Source organism: Candidatus Methylospira mobilis, from assembly GCF_009498235.1.
GTDB classification, from domain to species: Bacteria; Pseudomonadota; Gammaproteobacteria; order Methylococcales; family Methylococcaceae; genus Methylospira; species Methylospira mobilis.
Genome location: NZ_CP044205.1, coordinates 3,252,892 through 3,272,515, shown reverse-complemented (window position 1 = coordinate 3,272,515; position 19,624 = coordinate 3,252,892). Strand labels below are relative to the sequence as shown.

The following is a 19,624-nucleotide window of genomic DNA, read 5'->3' as shown; positions in this document are numbered from 1 at the left end:
GGAGTTTTGCGTGAAAGACCTAATTAACTTTTTGAAGCGTCAGAGTCAGACCGAAGAGTTCGACGGCATTCGTATCAGTCTGGCTTCGCCCGACATGATACGTTCCTGGTCGTACGGAGAGGTAAAAAAGCCGGAAACCATTAATTACCGCACCTTTAAACCGGAGCGGGATGGATTGTTCTGTGCAAAGATTTTCGGGCCGGTCAGCGATTACGAGTGCTTGTGCGGCAAATACAAACGGCTTAAACATCGCGGTGTTATCTGCGAAAAATGCGGTGTCGAGGTTACATTGTCGAAAGTCCGGCGTGAGCGTATGGGCCATATCGAGCTGGCCAGCCCGGTCGCTCACATCTGGTTTTTAAAGTCGCTGCCGTCGAGAATCGCCCTGCTGCTCGACATGACTCTGCGTGAAATCGAGCGCGTGCTTTATTTCGAGTCTTTTGTCGTGATTCAGCCGGGTACTACGCCTTACGAGCGCGGTCAGTTGTTGACGGATGACGAGTACAACGAAGCCACGCAGCAGTACGGCGATGAGCTGTCGGCCAAAATGGGCGCCGAAGCGATACGCGACATGATGAAAACCATGGATCTTCAGGAAGAAGTTCAGCGTTTGCGCGAGGAAATCGATGCGACCAACTCCGAAACCAAGATAAAGAAGCATACCAAGCGCCTGAAGGCCATAGAGTCGCTGATCAGCTCTAACAATAAACCGGAATGGATGGTCATGACCGTGCTGCCGGTATTGCCGCCGGAACTGCGCCCTCTGGTGCCTCTGGATGGCGGCCGTTTTGCTACTTCCGACCTGAATGACCTCTATCGCCGCGTCATCAATCGCAACAACCGCCTGAAGCGCCTGCTGGATCTGAATGCGCCGGATATCATCGTGCGTAACGAAAAGCGCATGCTGCAGGAATCGGTTGATGCTCTGCTGGATAACGGTCGCCGCGGCCGCGCGATTACCGGTTCAAACAAGCGCCCGCTAAAATCGCTTGCCGATATGATCAAGGGCAAGCAGGGTCGTTTCCGGCAGAACCTGCTGGGTAAGCGCGTCGACTATTCCGGCCGCTCGGTGATCGTGGTCGGGCCAACGTTGAAGCTGCACCAGTGTGGTTTGCCCAAGAAAATGGCATTGGAGCTGTTCAAGCCGTTTATTTTCAGCAAGCTGCAGTTTCGAGGTCAGGCCACGACCATCAAGGCGGCCAAGAAAATGGTGGAACGCGAAAGTCCGGAAGTATGGGATATCCTGGATGAAGTGATACGCGAGCATCCGGTTATGCTCAACCGCGCTCCGACCCTGCATCGCCTGGGTATACAGGCTTTCGAACCTACCCTGGTGGAAGGCAAGGCCATACAATTGCATCCGCTGGTTTGTACCGCGTTCAATGCGGATTTCGACGGCGACCAGATGGCCGTGCATGTTCCTTTGTCATTGGAAGCGCAGCTGGAAGCACGCACGCTGATGATGGCGACCAATAATATCCTTTCGCCGGCCAACGGCGAGCCGATCATCAATCCTACCCAGGACGTGGTGCTGGGTTTGTATTACATGAGCCGGGAGCGCGTCGGTGCAACCGGAGAAGGCATGATTTTCTCGGACACCGACGAAGTTTTGCGCGGTTATCAGAATCACAAGCTCGATTTGCAGGCCAAGGTAACGGTACGTATACGCGAAGTGCTGCTCGACGAGGACGGCGCGCTGCTGCCGCCGGCTGTGCGCCGGGTTCAAACCACGGCGGGGCGCGCTATTATCTGGACCATCGTTCCCGAGGGAATGAGCTTCGAGATGGTGAATCAGGATATGACCAAGAAGGCCATATCGCGTCTGCTCAATCATTGTTACCGCACGCTGGGCGTAAAGACTTCCGTGGTGTTCGCCGATCAGCTGATGTATCTGGGTTTCTCTTATGCGACCAGGGCCGGCGTATCCATCGGTTTCGAGGACATGGCGGTGCCGCCGCGCAAGCATGAGATTATTTCGGCAGCCGAACAGGAAGTTAAGGAGATTCAGAACCAGTATGCATCGGGACTGGTAACTGATGGCGAGCGTTACAACAAGGTGGTCGATATCTGGTCTCATGCCAATGATCAGGTGGCTAAGGTCATGATGGAAGGACTGGGTACCGAGCAGGCTGTCGGCAAGGACGGTCAGGTGATTCAGCAGAAATCATTCAATTCCATCTACATGATGGCGGATTCCGGCGCGCGAGGCTCTGCGGCGCAGATACGTCAGCTTGCCGGTATGCGCGGCCTGATGGCGAAACCGGACGGTTCCATCATCGAGACGCCGATCACCGCCAACTTCCGCGAAGGTCTGGACGTATTGCAATACTTCATTTCCACACACGGCGCGCGCAAGGGTTTGGCCGATACTGCTCTGAAAACCGCGAATTCGGGTTATCTGACGCGCCGTCTGGTCGACGTGGCCCAGGACCTGGTAATCACTAATGTCGATTGCGGCACCAACGAAGGTTTGCTGATGTCCCCGCTGATCGAAGGCGGCGACGTTGTCGAACCTCTGGCCGAACGCGTATTGGGGCGCGTACTGGCGGAGGACGTGCTGCAACCGGGCAGCAACAACGTTATTGTCTCGGCAGGGACTTTGCTGGACGAAACCTGGGTGGCGGTGCTGGAAGATTACAGCGTGGATATAGTCAGGGTACGTTCGGTCATTACCTGCCGGAATCGTCATGGCGTATGCGCTTCCTGCTATGGGCGTGATCTGGGCCGTGGACACCAGGTCAATATCGGCGAGGCCGTCGGCGTTATTGCTGCTCAGTCCATCGGTGAGCCGGGTACGCAGTTGACCATGCGAACGTTCCATATCGGCGGCGCCGCATCGCGTTCGGCGGCGATCAGCAATGTCGAGGTTAAATCCGGCGGCACCATCAAGCTTAACAACCTGAAGACGGTAGAGAACAAGGATGGTTTGCTGGTGGCGGTTTCCCGGTCGGGCGAAGTCAGCGTTATTGATGAGCATGGACGCGAGCGCGAGCGCTACAAGATACCTTACGGTTCCGTGCTTTCGGTGAAGGACGGCTCAGCGATTCGAGGCGGGCAGGTCGTGGTGAACTGGGACCCGCATACGCATCCTGTTGTTACCGAAGTGAAAGGCCGCGCTCAACTGGTTGACTTTGTCGATGGCGTTACCGTGCGCGAGCAGTCGGATGAAGTAACCGGATTAAGCTCCATGGTGGTTATCGATCCTAAACAGCGTGGCGGCGCGGGCAAAGAGCTGCGTCCGCTGGTTAAACTGGTAGACGACGACGGGAACGATATTCTGATTCCTTCCACGGAAATTGCCGCTCAATATTTCCTGCCGGCAGGGGCTATTATCGGCATCCGCGACGGCGATCGAGTTGAAGTGGGCGACGTGCTGGCAAGAATTCCGCAGGAGTCCAGCAAAACTCGTGATATCACCGGTGGTTTGCCGCGTGTTGCCGACTTGTTCGAAGCGCGCAAAACCAAGGATCCGGCCATTCTGGCTGAAGCGACCGGTACGATCAGCTTCGGTAAGGAGACCAAGGGCAAACGCCGCATAGTCATAACCGACCCTGCGGGCGTAATGCATGAGGCGATGATACCGAAATGGCGTCACGTTACCGTGTTTGAAGGCGAACATGTCGAGCAAGGCGAAACCATAGCTGAAGGCGAGCTGACGCCGCACGATATTTTGAGACTGAGAGGCGTAGCCGATCTGGCTTCTTATCTGGTTAAGGAAATACAGGATGTCTATCGTTTGCAAGGCGTAAAAATCAACGACAAACACATTGAGGTGATCATACGTCAAATGCTGCGCAAGGTTGAAATTACGTCGCCGGGTGATACTGTTTTTCTTAAGGGAGAGCAGGTTGATCGCGCCCGATTTGCTGAAGAAAACGAGCGCGTAGAGGCTGAAGGTAAAATTCCGGCCTGTTATGAGGCGATTTTGATGGGAATTACCAAGGCGTCGCTTTCAACGGAATCCTTTATTTCGGCAGCTTCGTTCCAGGAAACGACACGTGTGCTGACCGAAGCGGCGATACGGGGATTGGGTGATAAACTGATGGGGCTTAAGGAAAATGTTATCGTAGGACGTTTGATACCTGCGGGCACCGGACTCGCTTACCATCTGAGCCGTAAGGATAAGACTCGTGGTGCGGAAGAGGATGTAGCGGAAGCGCAGACTATCGATACCGGCGAAGTGGAAGCTGCTCTGAAGCAGGCGCTTAACATGTAGGCTGGTGATACGGCATTCGCTTACAATGTCTATTCATATTGTAGTTTAATATGTTCAACGCATGTTTTTTCTTGGGATGATAGATTAAGGTTGGATTGAGAATGAGAACAGTAAAATACATGGGATTGCTGGCGCTGCTTCTAGGTGGTTTTGCGAGCCTTGATGCCGTTGCAGCCGACGATGCCGATGAGGGTAGAAAACGCGCGCAGACTTGTGAAGGGTGCCATGCCATCGAAGGTTACAGTAATGCTTTTCCAGCATATCAGGTGCCCCGAATAGGTGGGCAGCATGCGGAATATGTAGTCTCCGCGCTCAAGTCTTATCAGCAGAACGGCAGCCGCGTTCATGGCAGCATGGAGGGAAATAGCGCCGGGCTGAGCGAACAGGATTATCGGAATATTGCGGCCTACGTTTCCAAGTTTCGTGGTCTGGGTTTGAAAAACCCGGTATCTGGCAATGCGGTCAAAGGTAAGGAAAAAGCAGGGATGTGTGCGGGCTGTCACGGCGAAGACGGGAATACGCTGGATGTCAATAATCCCCGGCTGGCGGGACAGCACGAGAGCTATCTGATAAAAGCGTTGAAGGAATACAAATCGGGAGCGCGAAAAAGCCCGGTGATGAATGGTATGTCGGCTATGCTGGATGACAGCGACATAGTCGATGTTGCCGCCTATTACGCAAGCCAGAGCAAGGGACTGGTTACACTTCCACGCTAGTTTTTGGCGGTGATATGAATGCATCAGGCTCGCATGGCGAGCCTGATGCATTTTCCCTGTTCGAAATTCGACGGCAGACTGCTGATATTTCCGGGTTGAGGGGATAGATAAGAGGTCATCGCGGCGGGGTATTGCCCGGGCAACTGAGAGTTTCATTATGCGCTTGCAGTTTAAAACGTTAACCGGGTATAAAGGATATAAATAGATGAGTCGGCTTCCGGCGCTATTGTTATTGTTGTCGCTTATTTCCATGCATACGCTAGCTTATTGCGAAGAAGATGACGAACCGCGGCTGGGTCCGGAATCCTCCGGGCAAAACAAGTTCGCGGGTCCGCGTCCGGTCATGGGATGGCTGGAGACGGTTTTTCTCGAGCCATGGCACAGACGCGTAACGGCAAAGCTGGACAGCGGCGCCAAAACTTCCTCTCTGCATGCGGATAATGTGGAGCATTTCACCAAAAACGGCCGGCCATGGGTGCGTTTCAGCATGATGGATATAGAGGGGCGCCAACTCCCGGCCATTGTTGTTGAAAGAGAGTTGGTGCGCACGGCGGTTATCAAAAGTCATCAAAATGAATCATCCAAACGTGATGTCGTCATGATGACGGTATGCAAAAACGGCAAGGACTATGAAGAGGAGTTTAATCTGGTCGACCGAAGTAAATTCAATTATCCTGTGCTGTTGGGTAGAAGCTTTCTCAAGGACCTGGGACTGGTGGATGCCAATGCGACCTTTCTTTTTACCGGGGATGCCGACCCTTGCGCACAACGCAGTGTAACTACTCCTTGAATATACGGTTGACGTGAGATGAGAAATCTGCACGTAAAGATATTAGCCTTATTGCTGACTGCGGTAGGGCTTTCTTTTTGTTATTACAAGGTGCATTGGCTCGGACTGCCCTTGCATCCCACAGAGCGTGCGGATGTGTGGACGGTCGAGGCAAGAATTGATTTCAGACCGCATCATCATCAGCCGATTATCGTAGATTTTGCGCTTCCTGGCGCGCCCAAAGGTTATACCATCGTCGATGAGAACTTTGTTGCCAGCGATTACGGACTGACTACCAGCAACAAAATGTCGCAGCGCTATGCGCATTGGACCGTGCGCGAAATTGAGGGCGACCAGGTGCTTTATTACCGCGTACATTTGGCGACAGGCAGTTCACTAAGCGAAGCGCAATCCTCGCGGCTTAATGAGGAAATGACGTCGCCGGATTACCCTGACATGATACGTCCTGCAGTAAAGGCGATACTCGATCAGGCCAAGCGCAAATCCGCCGATACGCTTTCATTCAGCCGGGAGGTTGTCATGCAGTTTAATGACGACGCGCCCGACGCAAACGTCAGCCTGTTGCGGCAGGATACCGTGACGGAGGACGACAAGGTAAAACGCATAATCTACATCCTTGCCGGCGGAGGGGTGCGCGCCAGATTGGCTCACGTGCTGATGCTGAGAGACGGCGTCAAGCACGGGGAACTGACGCCCTGGCTGGAAGTACGCATCGGTCACGAATGGATGGCGATTAACCCGCAGACGGCGGAAACCGATTTTCCCAGCGACGCGGTGCTTTGGCATACCGGTGATGCGCCGATTCTGGACATTAATGGCGGATATAATCCCAAGCTGGTTTTTTCAGTCAGCCGGCACTCCCAGGATATGGCGCTGGTCGCCGAGCAGCGCGCAAAGCAGCTGGGGTCGAGGGTCATGGCGTTTTCCCTGTTTTCGTTGCCGGTGCAAACTCAGAATATTTATCGGGTACTGTTGATGATCCCGTTGGGCGCCCTATTGGTTGTGATATTGCGTAATGTGGTGGGTATCAAGACATTCGGCACCTTTATGCCGATATTGATCGCGCTGGCATTTCGTGAAACCAAGCTGTTGTGGGGGGTCGCGCTGTTTAGCGTCGTGGTTGCGATCGGCCTGATCGTGCGTTTTTATCTCGAATCGCTCAAATTGCTGCTGGTGCCGCGTCTGGCGGCCGTATTGACGCTGGTAATCCTGATTATGACGACGATCAGCATAGTCAGCTATAAATTGGGGTTGGATAGTGGTGTTTCGGTCGCTCTGTTCCCGATGGTAATTCTGGCGATGACCATAGAACGCACCTCACTGACCTGGGAAGAGCTAGGTCCTTACGAAGCGTTCCAGCAGTTCATGGGCAGTCTTATGGTGGCGGTGCTGGGGTATTTGCTGATGAGCAGCAAGGTGCTCGCGCATCTGGCCTTTGTATTTCCCGAGTTGCTGCTGGTTATTCTGGCCGCCATATTGCTGCTGGGGCGCTACACCGGTTACCGGCTTACCGAATTGTGGCGCTTTCGCGCCGTACTTTGGGAATAATGGGAAGCAATATTTTTCAACGCGCAGCTGCCATGCTTCCCTGGCGAAAATTGCATGCTCGCGGAATACTAGGGATCAATCAGCGCAATGCCGATTATATTCTGCTCGAAAACCCCCGGCGCAATTTCCCTCTGGTGGATGATAAGCGCCGTACCAAAGAGCTTGCCGAGGCGGCAGGCATCGCGGTGCCGAAACTGTACGCGGTAGTGGAAATCGTGCATCAGATAGAATCCATGCATGAAGTGCTGGCCCCGTACAATGATTTTGTGATCAAGCCCGCACACGGCAGCGGCGGCGAAGGTATAGTGGTGGTGACGGAATGCGATGGCGAGTTCTATCGTTTATCGAGCGGCGTGGCGTTGACCAGGGAAGAGCTGGAGCATCACGTCGCAAATATCCTCAGCGGCATGTATAGCCTGGGCGGTTTAAGCGACGTCGCGCTGGTCGAATACCGGGTCGATTTCGATCCTATTTTCGAAGGAGTAAGTTTTCAGGGCGTGCCGGATATCCGCACTATCGTTTTCCGCGGCATTCCGGTCATGGCCATGCTTAGATTGCCTACGCGTTTGTCGGATGGAAAGGCCAACCTGCATCAAGGGGCGATAGGCGTAGGAATCGATCTGGCGACGGGCCGCACCTTTTCCGGTGTATGGAAAGACAGTCCGATAGAGGCGCATCCGGATACCGGCAGCGGAATTTCCGAATTGGAAATACCGCAATGGGAAACCATACTGCGGTTAACGGCGCGGAGCCACGATCTGGTCGGACTGGATTTTTTGGGGGTGGATATCGTGCTGGACAGAAAGCAGGGGCCATTAATGCTGGAAATGAATGCGCGCCCCGGCTTGGGTATACAGCTCGCAAACAGACAGGGATTATTGACGCGTTTGCGGCGTATCGAAGCGTTGAAGGCGGTTCCCGTGTCCATGGACGAGCGCATCAGGCTGGCGCGCCAGCTTGTTTAAGCGAAATGCCGTTATGACGCAATGTTGTAATATTTCGAGGATAAACTGTAATAACAGTCTGGAAATGCCGGCACGCCTAAGATGTTAAAACAGCGTTCCGGTCACGGAACCGGGTTTTTTCGGCGGCGAATAACAGCAGCAGGATACCGGTTGTTACGATAACGCACCCATCTTTTGGTTCTGTTTTTCATGCAAAAAACGACGTTGCTGTTTGTCTTGCTGGCACTGTGCGTGCTGGCGTTCCATTGGGGGAAAGCCAGGTCGCTGAAGCTATCGGAAGGGCTTCCTGGTGTTCTGCATTCGCTGCCGGATTACTACGGTTACATGGTTGCTGTCTGGGCGGTCATCGCGTCGGGCTCTGTCGTGTTGCTATGGCTGATATTCGAAGGTCCCGTGCTGGACTGGCTGGTAATTTCAACGCTGCCGACGGACGCGCAGGGATTATCAGGCGATCGCCAGGCTTTGCTGAATGAAATACACAACGCCGCATCGGGCCATGCGTCGGCAAACGAAGTCATACAGGCCGCCGCAAACTACACTATTCGCCTGTCTGACAAAAGTAATATTTTGCTGGGAATTACGGCGGTTTCCGCCGCCACGCTGGGAGCCGTTTTTTCGCGGCATAGCATCAGCAAGGAACAGCGCGCCAGAAATGTAGTTGAAGCCATGATGATGGTGGTGCTGGTTGCCAGTTCTCTGGTCGCAATTTTTACCACGCTCGGTATCATCCTTTCCGTTCTGCTGGAGTCGGTGCGTTTTTTCGGACACATATCGTTATGGAGCTTTCTAACCGGCCTGGAGTGGAGCCCGCAGATTGCGATGCGTGCGGATCAGGTCGGATCATCCGGCGCATTCGGAGCGGTACCGCTATTTACCGGTACGCTGTTGATTTCGACCATATCGCTGATCATAGCTGTGCCTATCGGTCTTCTATCCGCGATTTTTCTGGCCGAATACGCCAACGCCGGCCAGCGCGCGATACTCAAACCGCTGCTGGAAATTCTGGCGGGTATTCCTAGTGTCGTTTACGGTTTTTTTGCCGCACTGACCGTAGCCCCTTTTATCCGGGGGGTGGGTGCCGACTTCGGCGTATCAGTTTCTTCAGAGAGCGCGCTGGCGGCGGGTCTGGTGATGGGTATCATGATCATACCGTTCGTATCATCCCTGTCCGACGATTTTATCAATGCGGTGCCGCAGTCATTGCGCGACGGAGCTTACGCGCTGGGTGCGACACAGTCGGAGACGATTAAGCAGGTGATTTTGCCGGCGGCTCTGCCGGGTATCGTGGGCGGAATTCTGCTTGCTGCTTCCAGAGCCATTGGTGAAACCATGATCGTGGTGATGGCTGCGGGACTATCCGCGAATCTGACCGCCAACCCCCTGGAGGCGGTTACCACGGTTACCACGCAGATAGTGACATTGCTGGTCGGCGATCAGGAGTTCGACAGTCCAAAGACGCTTGCGGCTTTTGCGCTGGGTTTGGTGCTGTTTCTGGTCACTTTGGCGTTGAACGTTTTCGCGCTGCACATCGTTCGTAAATACCGGGAACAATATGAGTAGAATTAACATAATGGGCGAAGACGCAGTTGTGGAAAGCGGCAGTGAACGTACTCGCAGGCTGGTGCATCAGGGCCTTGCGGGGCGCCGGGCCGCAGAACTCAGATTCAGAGCGTACGGGGTTGCGTCCATATCGCTAGGCATGCTGTTTCTGGTCATACTGTTTTCCAGCATTGTTGGGAATGGGTATACGGCATTTATTCAGACTGAGCTGAGGCTGGATGTAGCGCTGGATGAATCTCTCATCATTCCAGACGGGAAGGTAAGCGCGGAAGCGCTTGCGGCAGCCGATTATAGCGCGCTGCTGAAGCAAAGCCTTACCGAGCTTTTCCCCGAGGTAACGGATCGGCAGGAAAAGCGGTCGCTATATGGTTTTCTGAGCACCTCCGCTGCCCATCTTCTTCAGGAAACGGTAGAACACGATCCGTCCCTGATAGGGCAGCGCATCAGTATCAAGGTTCCGGTAAAAGACGATGTTGACCTGTTTTTTAAAGGGCGGGTTGATACGACCGCTGCGGAAGAAGATAGAAAACTCAATGATAATCAGATTGTCTGGCTGGATACGCTGAAAAAGGACGGGAGGTTGACGGCCGGTTTCAATCGTACTTTCTTTAGTTCGGGGGATTCCAGGGAACCGGAGCAGGCCGGCATATGGGGCGCCGTTGTTGGGTCGGCTCTTGTGCTGGTAATTACGCTGGCATTATCCTTGCCTCTGGGTATGGCAACGGCGATTTATCTCGAAGAGTTTGCGCCAAAAAATCGCTGGACCGATCTCATAGAAGTTAATATCAATAATTTGGCCGCGGTGCCGTCAATAGTCTTCGGGCTGTTAGGGCTGGCGGTATTCATCAATTTCTTTGGCGTTCCACGCTCGTCGCCGTTGGTGGGAGGCGTTGTTCTGGCGCTGATGACCCTGCCGGTAATCATCATCGCCGGACGCTCCGCGCTGCAATCGGTTCCGCCTTCAATCCGCGAGGCAGCCTGGGGTATGGGGGCGTCCGGTCTACAGACCGTGTTTCATCATGTTTTCCCGCTGGCCATTCCCGGGATGATGACCGGCGCCATTATCGGTATGTCGCGCGCCCTGGGCGAAAGCGCGCCGTTGTTAATGATCGGCATGGTTGCATTTATCGTTGATATACCGAAAGATTTTCTGGATCCTTCTACCGTATTGCCGGTTCAGATTTACCTGTGGGCGGATAGTCCGGAAAGAGGGTTCGTCGAACGAACCTCGGCTGCGATTATGGTATTGCTGGCGTTTCTTGTGTTGATGAACGGGACGGCGGTTTATTTAAGAAGACGTTTCGAACGGCGTTGGTAGCGGCATGGGAAGTTTATTTTGTGCCGCGCATGATTTCGGTGGGGCGGGCATTGTCGTATAAAGCTGTAACCTAAAATTAGAGTGAGCATCAGGATGCAAAATCCAGAAAAAATGTCGTTGGCTTCGCTGGCGGGTCGAGATTTTACCGGTACGGTGGGTGATATTTATGCGCAGGATTCCAGGCTGCAATGCCGGGATGTCGATGTTTTTTACGGCGATAAACACGCGATTCAAAGTGTAAGCCTGGATATCGGGCGCAATGAGGTTATTGCGTTGATCGGCCCGTCAGGCTGCGGCAAATCGACGTTTCTGCGCTGTCTGAATCGTATGAACGATACTATTCCGGCCTGTCGTGTGACGGGAGAGATCATGCTCGACGGTCATGATATCTATGCGCCCAATATGGATGTCGTCCCCTTGCGCGCCCAGGTAGGAATGGTATTCCAGAAGCCGAACCCGTTTCCGAAGAGCATTTTCGATAATGTGGCTTATGGTCCGCGCATACATGGTCTGGCTAACGGAAAGGTGCAGCTGGAGGAAATCGTGGAAACCTCGTTGCGCCGCGCCGGGCTTTGGGACGAAGTAAAGGACTATCTCCAGCATCCGGGTACAGGGTTGTCCGGCGGGCAACAACAGCGCCTTTGCATCGCGCGCACCATAGCGGTTGATCCCGAAGTCATTTTGATGGATGAGCCGTGTTCGGCGCTGGACCCAATAGCAACCGCAAAAATCGAGCAGCTTATAGACGAGCTTCGCGGCGATTACACCATCGCAATCGTAACGCATTCCATGCAGCAGGCAGCGCGCGTCTCGCAGAGGACAGCCTATTTCCATTTGGGCAGACTGATTGAGGTTGGAGAAACTGCGCAAGTTTTTACCAATCCGCGTCATCAATTGACCGAAGATTACATTACCGGCCGTTTCGGCTAAGCTTTTCGAATGTAAAAATGCATGGGGGCGTTGATGGATGCGCCCCATGATTGGACTATGGAGTCGGACTCCTGCCTCAGCTAATTCTCTTTCCCATAGCTATGGGCATATCATGTAAAATGCGCGTCTAGCCTGTTTCCGCAGTGCCGTGTGCGAATGGTGGCGGCTTTCAGGCAAGTTTTTACTGTAGCGATTCCTTTTTTTCTCGAAAAAAATCAAGCAGGTTCAATGAACAGATCTGAAGCTGTACTTCGGTTACAGGGCCGCGCGCGTTTGATCGGCGCATTATCCGTTTTTATCGGCGGCGCATGGATATTGCACGGTTTTCTGGGTTTCATGGCTTGGGCGGTTATTCTTGCAGTTGCAACCTGGCCAGCGTACCGGCGGCTTTCCTCCTGGTTCGGCAACAGCAGGCTTTGGTCTGCGTTAAGCCTGACTCTGTTGATCGCACTCATTATCATAGCACCGCTCAGCTATGGCTTCGGACGGTTTTTTCAGGAGGCCCATGCACTGGGTAACGTGCTGGTCGATGCTCAGCATGCAGGCGTCGCCGCTCCTGAATGGCTTGCTTCTACACCGATGATCGGCGCATGGCTGGTCACGCAATGGAATGATTTGCTCGGCTCCCCTGCCGCTGCGAAGGAAACCTTGAAATGGCTCGGAACCGGCGCAGGGCTGGGATATACCAAGGCCCTGGCGAGTCAGGTAGCGCATAGGGTGTTTGGGTTGTTTATTATGGTGATGACGTTGTTTTTCATTTATTACCACGGTGGACTGGTCGGCACCCAATTGCTTCGGCGCGGCGAGCGTTTATTCGGTGAGAAAGGCGTCAGTTATGCGCTTCATGCCATGGCGGCAATACGGGCTACCGTGAATGGGCTGGTTCTGGTTGCCTTGGGGGAAGGCCTGCTGTTGGGAATAGGCTACGCCTTTTCAGGCCTGCCGCATCCTACCATGCTGGGTGTTGTAACAGGGATTTTTGCGCTGATACCGTTTGCAGCCAAACTCATTTTCGGCGCCTGCGCGTTAATGTTGATTGCGCAGGGAAAGCTGTTGGTGGGGGTTCTATTATTCGGCTTCGGACTTGTAATTATCCTGCTGGCTGATAATTACGTGCGTCCGTTGTTGATTGGCGGGGCGGTAGAGCTGCCTTTTATGTGGACTCTGCTCGGCATATTAGGCGGTATTGAAAACTTCGGACTGCTCGGCTTGTTCATGGGGCCGACTGTCATGGCGGTGCTTATGTCCGTATGGCGCGACTGGGTGACCGAGGCCGTCAGTGCCGAGCCCTTGCCGCCCGAGCCAGGATGACAGCTGTATCTCGCCAGAATCTTGATGCGGATTTGCGTTCGTTGCTGGCTATCGATGGGTTTTCCGATTACGCGCCTAATGGCTTGCAGATCGAAGGCAGGGAAACCATAGCAAAATGTGCATTTGCGGTGTCGGCTACCGTAGAATCCGTTGAGCGTTGCGTGGCCGTGAACGCCGACGCTTTGATAGTTCATCATGGCTTGTTCTGGAAGTTCCATGGAGCGAGACCGCTGACCGGCCCTTTTGCCCGGCGCGTTTTTCCTTTGGTTGCTCACGGCATAAACCTGTTCGCCTATCATTTACCGCTGGATGCCCATCCGGAATTCGGGAATGCTGCGACGTTGGCGCGACGTTTGGGGTTGATGGAGCTATTGCCTTTCGGTGATCATCAGGGAAGCGCGACAGGCGTGCGTGGGTGTTTTGATATTCCTCCTGTAGCTTGCGAGCTACAGCGAAAGTTGCGCGTTATACTGCAGCATGAGGTGATGCTGGCGACGCCGGATGAAAACGCGCCGGTATACACCGTGGGCATCATTACCGGCGGCGCCAATAGCGCATGGAAGCAGGCGAAATCGGCAGGTCTGGACGCCTATGTCACCGGTGAAATGAGCGAGCACGATTGGCATGAAAGCCGCGAAGCCGGGTTGCATATGTTCGCGGGGGGGCATCACGCCACCGAGCGCTTCGGCATCCAGGCCTTGATGCGGCATATCGGCGTGCAATACAATCTCGAAACGGTTTTTTTCGATAGCGAAAATCCTGCTTGAACAGGACACAATGCTGGTGTTCTGTTTGGCTATCTGGTTTGCAGTCCAGTGTAGGATCATGATTTTATAACGCATTTGTGGGCTCAGCCAATGAGGTTTTGACTTTCCCGGGGTAAATTAACTAGTCAAAAACGCCGCCAGTATATTCTGCTTCGCTGCAGATCACGCCGTTATCGCCTATCAGGCCCAGCACGTCCAGCGGAACGCGATTAATTCGCGATTTGCCGGATGATGGCTCGTCATCCACCGACCAGTAGGCGGCAGGACGTTTTTCTCCTGTCCTGCGCATGCCAAATCCGGACGATGTCAGCGTATCACTCTCGGTTTTGCACAGTAAAAAGCTGGTGGCCTCTTTCGACGAAGGTAATACAACGACATCGACAATTGTGCAGGTGTTGTCACCGTCCTTGATCAGGAAGGCGAAACGGCTCCCGTTTTTCTCTGCCGGCGCGACGGTTACGCCGTTCCTGATGACCATGAAAGGGGGGAACCCTTGCGGTGTATCGAAGCCGTGCAGAAAGACTTTGTGGTCGGTATAGGGGCGGGCGCAAGAGGTGCCGACCAGCGCCATGACCTCGCTCCAGAGAGCAGGCTGAACCGGAAACGGCCGGGTTTCTTCCCAAGCCGCCGGGCTGACCGCCCTGGCGCTCTGCTCCAGCAGCTCCTGTTTCCGTGCCGCGTAGGCTTGGCGAATACAGGCTGGGGTTGTGCAGCGGTTACGAACATCGGCCAGCCAGTGGTCTTCGGTCTTGCGCAACGCCTTGGGGTCGATGCCGCCTTGATTGGACACCGACAGATAGATTTCAGCCAGTTCGCGGTCAGCGGCGGCAAGACCGGGAGTGGCGCAGATTGTGGTCTCGGCATAGTTTTTTGCGCGGTCGCAAGGAAAGCTCGGAGCGGCGTTTTCGGCCTCGGCAATGAAGCCGGCGCCTGTCAGTATGACCAGCAGGACAATTTTCCGCTCCATGATCTGTAATCTCCCCGCTATGCATCCTTCCCTGTAAGCTACCGGTTCATGGCGCGCTTCGTCAAGCAAAAGATTTATGGCACATACCGTTTATGCGCAGCACTTTAGCACTCGCTATGATCTGGCACATAATGCAGATGCCCGAGGCGTCCGGCTGCTGTAGAATAGCCAAAGAATCCTGAGAGTTTTAACCATGCGTTTTTTAATACCCCTGATTGTTTTTCTACTGCTGTCGGTTTTTCTTGCCATCGGACTTACGCGCGATCCGCATGAAGTGCCGTCGCCGTTGGTGGGAAAACCGGCCCCGGCGTTTACGTTAAGCCGGTTGGACGATCCGCAGCGGCAGTTCGGCAGCGAGCAGCTGAAAGGCGAGGTTAGCCTGCTCAATGTCTGGGCATCGTGGTGTACTGCGTGCAGGCAGGAACATCAAATCCTGCTTGCTTTGGCCGGGCGCGTTAACGTGCCGCTATACGGACTCAATTACAAGGATGAGCGCGAAGCGGGGTTGGGCTGGCTGCAGCGGCTCGGTAACCCTTATCGCATCAGCGTTTCAGATCCGGACGGCAAGGTCGGTATGAACTGGGGCGTATATGGCGTGCCGGAAACCTTCGTAATCGATAAAAGGGGCGTTATCCGTTATAAGCAGATCGGGCCGGTGACGGAGGATGTTCTGGAAGGTGTTTTGCTGCCGTTGATTCGTCAGCTTCAAGCCGAAGAGGCTACTGCGTGACGCGGATGTTTTTGCTGCTGATCGTCTGGTTCAGCGCGCCTCTGCTCGCCGTTGAGGTGCGCCAATTCGCCGGACCGGAAGAAAAGCAGCGCTATGAGAACCTGTTGCGCGATCTGCGCTGTCTGGTATGCCAGAATCAATCGCTGGCCGATTCGGATGCCGATCTGGCCCGCGATTTACGAGATGAAGTGTATAAGATGATACATGATGGCAAGAGTGAACAGGAGGCCAGCCAGTTTCTGGTGGACCGTTATGGTGACTTCGTTTTATACCGTCCACCGTTCAAACTGCAAACCGTGTTGTTGTGGATAGGGCCGCTGCTGGTACTGATGGTCGCGCTGGCTGTGGCGGGTCATCAGGCGCGGCTACGTGTGCGCGCTGCCGGTGCGCGACTGAGCGTAGATGAGCGCGCGCGCCTGAACGATTTGAAAAATCGGCTCGGAGAGTGAGCGGCATGTTCGGATTTTGGATTGCGGCATCGAGCATGCTATTGGCGGCGGGCAGTTTTTTTCTACCGCTGTTGCTTGGACGTGGGCAGCATTCCGCTATAGATCGGCGTTGTCTGAACCTGGCGATATATCGGCAGCGGCGCGCGGAGCTGACCGAAGAAGCGGGCGGCGGCAACCTTCAGGCGCTGGAAGATGAGCTGGATCGCGAGCTGCTTGATGAATTAAGCGAGGTTTCAGAGCCGGCAAGCGCTAATTCATCGCAAGGACGCGCGGTTTTGTTTACGGGGTTGTTATTGGTACCGTTGCTCGGTTTTGCGTTGTATCTGTATGTGGGGCGGCCCGATTTGACGGATTATCGTGGGCAGGCCTCGGCAGGCGAGGATCGTCAGATGACCACGGCTGAATTGCAGCAAAACATCGCGGGCCTGATAGAAAAGCTCAAGAACCAGCCGGACGATATGGAATCCTGGGCGCTGTTGGCGCGCAGCTATCAGTTCGCAGAGCAGTATGAGCAAGCGCTGGCTACCTGGGAAAAAACTCTGTCGCTGGCGCCGGATAATGCAGATGTGATGGCGGCTTATGCCCAGGCCTTGGCCGAGGCGCATGAAGGCAGCCTGAGCGGCAAGCCCGAGCAGCTAATCGCGTCGGCACTGGAAAAGGATCGCAATCATCCTGAAGGGTTATGGCTGGCGGGGTTGCTGGCGGCGCAGCAAAACAAACCGGCTGTGGCTATCGACTATTGGCGGCGGCTGAAGGCGCGCTTGCCGGAAGGTAGTAAGCCCGCTCAGCAGGTGGAGCGCTTTATATCCCAGTTGAGCGCGCAAACAGGGTGGTCCGAGTCCTCTCCTGCCGACAATGTTCGTGAGAAAGCAGCGATCGGAGCTAAAAATATACGCGTCAGCGTGCGTTTGGCCGAAGGTTGGGCGGAGCAGATGTATCCAGATGATACGCTGTTTATTTTTGCGCGAGCAGCCTCCGGGCCGCCGATGCCGCTGGCGGTAGTACGCAAACTCGCGAAGGATTTACCTTTGGAGATCACGCTGGACGATACCCAGTTCATGCGTCCGGAGATGAAACTATCGGCGTTTCCGGAAATAATAGTTGGCGCGCGTATTTCGCATAGCGGGCAGGCCACACCGTCTTCCGGGGATTTGCAGGGTATGAGTGCCGCGCTGAAGCCGGTAACAGGGGGGCGTTATCAGGTGGTTATTGATAGAAAGGTGCAGTAGCGTTTGGTTGTTCTCCGAGGTGGAACCGGCTTCCTTCAGAGTAAGATCCGGGGACTCCTGAATTTATTATTTGCATGCGCCCCGCGGCGAGCGACGAAATGAAGCGAAGCACAGTTTAAAGCCGGTTTTTTTTTTGGGGCGCGCAGATAAACGATAAAACAACATGGATAAATCGAATTATCGTTTTGGAATGCGGCCGGATAACCTTTACCACCATCAGCAGACGGAGACTGATATGAAAATCGATATGTATGTTTGCACGAATAACAGTAATAAATATCTATCTGTTCCCGCAGGGACAAAAGTGGAAGATTTAGAGTGGCCGGAATCGACCGACCCGGATATTTTCAGCGTCTCGCCATTCAGGTCCGGCATTGAGCTGGATCCGGATAAACCTTTGTTCGGGCTCGATCAAAAAAACATGATAAAGCAGATAGAATCGAAGGGGTATGCCATTCATGGCTCTAGAGTCGATTATACGATTTCTGCCGCATCCAAAATTTAACCGTATACGATATGCGGGTAGGGGATGGTTTACGCGTTGCTGTAGTTTCGATGTATGTGGTCTTGCCGTATTCATGTTCAAAGCATGGGCTGGTACTTGCAAGGCTTTGGTTAGAATTGTTGGTGGAGAATAGAAATGGCTAAAAAGGATGATGATCCTGAATTAAAAGATCCGCAGGATAAGGTTAATGAATTGCTCAAGAGGCTGCATCGCGGGAATCCCACGATTGAGGAGATTCTGGCGATTGAGCGTGAGCTCAATGAGATTGCTGAAAATAGTAATTTATTAAAGCCAAAAAAAGGTTATAGCACCAAATACTTCAAATAGAGATTTATCGTACGCAGTTATCGGATGATGGAAATGTTTGTCGGGTAGGTCGGGCTTTTCCAGGATCCGGTGCGCCCGGGAAAACGGTTGTGAAATATATGTATCAAGCGATGGCATATCCTTATTGATCTTCAATCCCGGTGGTGCGGATACCCACATTAATTAGATCTCGCATAGCGAACATAATCATCGGACAATTTATGACATCAGTAACGCAGAATGACATTGAAGCGGCGCTGTCTACCATTATAGACCCGCATCCGGGCAAAGACCTGGTTTCCGCCAAGGCGGTTAAAGGCGTGGCGGTAACTGCGGATGGGCAGGTTACCGTAAATATCGTTCTTGGCTATCCCGCCGCCAGTTATCTGCCGGCACTGAAAGCGGTGATTCAAGATAAGCTGGCGGCGTTGCCCGGCGTCAACAGCGTGACTGTGAATATGGCTTCCGAAATCGTATCGCATGCGGTGCAGAAAAACCTGAAGCCGATGGCCGGCGTAAAAAACATCATCGCGATCGCTTCCGGCAAGGGCGGCGTCGGCAAGTCGACCACGGCGGTGAATCTGGCGCTGGCATTGGCGGTGGAGGGGGCGCGCGTCGGTATTCTGGATGCCGATATTTACGGACCGAGCCAGCCCGCGATGCTGGGCTTGTCCGGCAAGCCCGATATTGCCGAAGGCAATCGCATCGTTCCGAAAAGCGCCTATGGCGTGCAGTCGATGTCGATCGGTTACCTGATAGACGACGATACGCCTATGATCTGGCGCGGGCCGATGGTAACAGGCGCGTTGCAGCAACTGTTGAACGACACCGCGTGGGATAATCTGGATTATCTGATTATCGATCTGCCTCCCGGCACCGGCGATATTCAGTTGACGCTGGCGCAGCAAATTCCGGTCAGCGCGGCGGTAATAGTGACGACGCCGCAGGATATTGCGCTATTGGATGCGCAGAAGGGCCTGAAAATGTTCGAAAAGGTGAATGTGCCGGTTCTGGGGATAATCGAGAATATGAGCATCCATGTCTGCTCGAACTGCGGGCACGAAGAACCGATTTTCGGCTCGGGCGGCGGTGAGCGTATGGCCAATCGCTACGGCGTCGAGATGCTGGGCGCGTTGCCTCTGGATATGCAAATCCGCTTGCGTTCGGATGAAGGACACCCTTCGGTCGTGGCCGACCCGGAAGGCGCGGTTGCGCGGCGCTATCGGGATATCGCGTTGCGCATATCAGCATTGCTTGCGCTCAAGGCCAAGGATTATTCATCGCGTTTTCCAACCATCAGCGTCGTGAGCGATTAGC

At 54.1% G+C, this 19,624-nt stretch carries 17 protein-coding genes; 16 read left to right on the top strand and 1 reads right to left on the bottom strand.

The window, feature by feature from the left end; all coding sequences use genetic code 11:
* The first annotated feature begins 22 nt into the window (after positions 1–22).
* From rpoC to F6R98_RS14855, 10 genes are all read left to right on the top strand, one after another.
* Positions 23–4,216, top strand: coding sequence for a DNA-directed RNA polymerase subunit beta' (rpoC, locus tag F6R98_RS14900; protein ID WP_153251086.1), 4,194 nt, complete (start codon positions 23–25; stop codon positions 4,214–4,216).
* Between the two features lie 101 nt (positions 4,217–4,317).
* Positions 4,318–4,932 carry a c-type cytochrome gene (locus tag F6R98_RS14895; RefSeq protein WP_153249723.1) on the top strand — a complete coding sequence of 205 codons (615 nt, stop codon included), beginning with the start codon at positions 4,318–4,320 and terminating at the stop codon, positions 4,930–4,932.
* A gap of 205 nt (positions 4,933–5,137) precedes the next feature.
* Complete coding sequence (locus F6R98_RS14890) at positions 5,138–5,722, top strand: ATP-dependent zinc protease family protein (RefSeq protein ID WP_153249722.1); 585 nt, start codon at positions 5,138–5,140, stop codon at positions 5,720–5,722.
* 18 nt (positions 5,723–5,740) lie between these two features.
* Positions 5,741–7,270, top strand: a complete 1,530-nt coding sequence (locus F6R98_RS14885) for an inactive transglutaminase family protein (protein WP_153249721.1) — start codon at positions 5,741–5,743, stop codon at positions 7,268–7,270.
* Positions 7,271–7,302: 32 nt separating this feature from the next.
* Positions 7,303–8,235 carry an alpha-L-glutamate ligase-like protein gene (locus F6R98_RS14880; RefSeq protein ID WP_153249720.1) on the top strand — a complete coding sequence of 311 codons (933 nt, stop codon included), beginning with the start codon at positions 7,303–7,305 and terminating at the stop codon, positions 8,233–8,235.
* A gap of 189 nt (positions 8,236–8,424) precedes the next feature.
* Positions 8,425–9,795: a phosphate ABC transporter permease subunit PstC gene (gene pstC / locus F6R98_RS14875; protein WP_153249719.1), complete on the top strand. Its 1,371-nt coding sequence runs from the start codon at positions 8,425–8,427 to the stop codon at positions 9,793–9,795.
* On the top strand, positions 9,788–11,113 hold the full coding sequence (pstA, locus tag F6R98_RS14870; RefSeq protein ID WP_228124896.1) for a phosphate ABC transporter permease PstA: 1,326 nt from the start codon (positions 9,788–9,790) through the stop codon (positions 11,111–11,113). Before pstC ends, pstA begins: the two co-directional genes overlap by 8 nt.
* 93 nt (positions 11,114–11,206) lie before the next feature.
* Entirely contained in the window at positions 11,207–12,043 is an 837-nt protein-coding gene (gene pstB, locus F6R98_RS14865; RefSeq protein WP_153249718.1) for a phosphate ABC transporter ATP-binding protein PstB, read from the top strand.
* Between the two features lie 228 nt (positions 12,044–12,271).
* Positions 12,272–13,354, top strand: a complete 1,083-nt coding sequence (locus tag F6R98_RS14860; protein ID WP_153249717.1) for an AI-2E family transporter — start codon at positions 12,272–12,274, stop codon at positions 13,352–13,354.
* On the top strand, positions 13,351–14,121 hold the full coding sequence (locus F6R98_RS14855; protein ID WP_153249716.1) for a Nif3-like dinuclear metal center hexameric protein: 771 nt from the start codon (positions 13,351–13,353) through the stop codon (positions 14,119–14,121). Before F6R98_RS14860 ends, F6R98_RS14855 begins: the two co-directional genes overlap by 4 nt.
* A gap of 121 nt (positions 14,122–14,242) precedes the next feature.
* Here the strand turns inward: F6R98_RS14855 and F6R98_RS14850 are convergent, their stop codons facing one another.
* Positions 14,243–15,088 (bottom strand): lysozyme inhibitor LprI family protein, encoded by an 846-nt coding sequence (locus tag F6R98_RS14850; RefSeq protein ID WP_153249715.1) that lies wholly within the window; start codon positions 15,086–15,088, stop codon positions 14,243–14,245.
* Between the two features lie 193 nt (positions 15,089–15,281).
* Between F6R98_RS14850 and F6R98_RS14845 the strand changes: the two genes are divergently transcribed.
* From F6R98_RS14845 to apbC, 6 genes are all read left to right on the top strand, one after another.
* A complete protein-coding gene (locus tag F6R98_RS14845; protein ID WP_153249714.1) occupies positions 15,282–15,818 on the top strand; it encodes a DsbE family thiol:disulfide interchange protein in 537 nt (178 codons plus the stop codon).
* A gap of 5 nt (positions 15,819–15,823) precedes the next feature.
* Complete coding sequence (locus F6R98_RS14840; RefSeq protein WP_153251084.1) at positions 15,824–16,267, top strand: cytochrome c-type biogenesis protein; 444 nt, start codon at positions 15,824–15,826, stop codon at positions 16,265–16,267.
* 5 nt (positions 16,268–16,272) lie between these two features.
* Positions 16,273–17,496, top strand: coding sequence for a c-type cytochrome biogenesis protein CcmI (gene ccmI, locus F6R98_RS14835; protein WP_153249713.1), 1,224 nt, complete (start codon positions 16,273–16,275; stop codon positions 17,494–17,496).
* A gap of 163 nt (positions 17,497–17,659) precedes the next feature.
* Complete coding sequence (locus tag F6R98_RS14830) at positions 17,660–18,001, top strand: hypothetical protein (protein WP_153249712.1); 342 nt, start codon at positions 17,660–17,662, stop codon at positions 17,999–18,001.
* 135 nt (positions 18,002–18,136) lie between these two features.
* Positions 18,137–18,328, top strand: a complete 192-nt coding sequence (locus tag F6R98_RS14825; RefSeq protein WP_153249711.1) for a hypothetical protein — start codon at positions 18,137–18,139, stop codon at positions 18,326–18,328.
* A gap of 200 nt (positions 18,329–18,528) precedes the next feature.
* Positions 18,529–19,623 (top strand): iron-sulfur cluster carrier protein ApbC, encoded by a 1,095-nt coding sequence (apbC, locus tag F6R98_RS14820; protein WP_153249710.1) that lies wholly within the window; start codon positions 18,529–18,531, stop codon positions 19,621–19,623.
* Position 19,624: the final 1 nt, after the last annotated feature.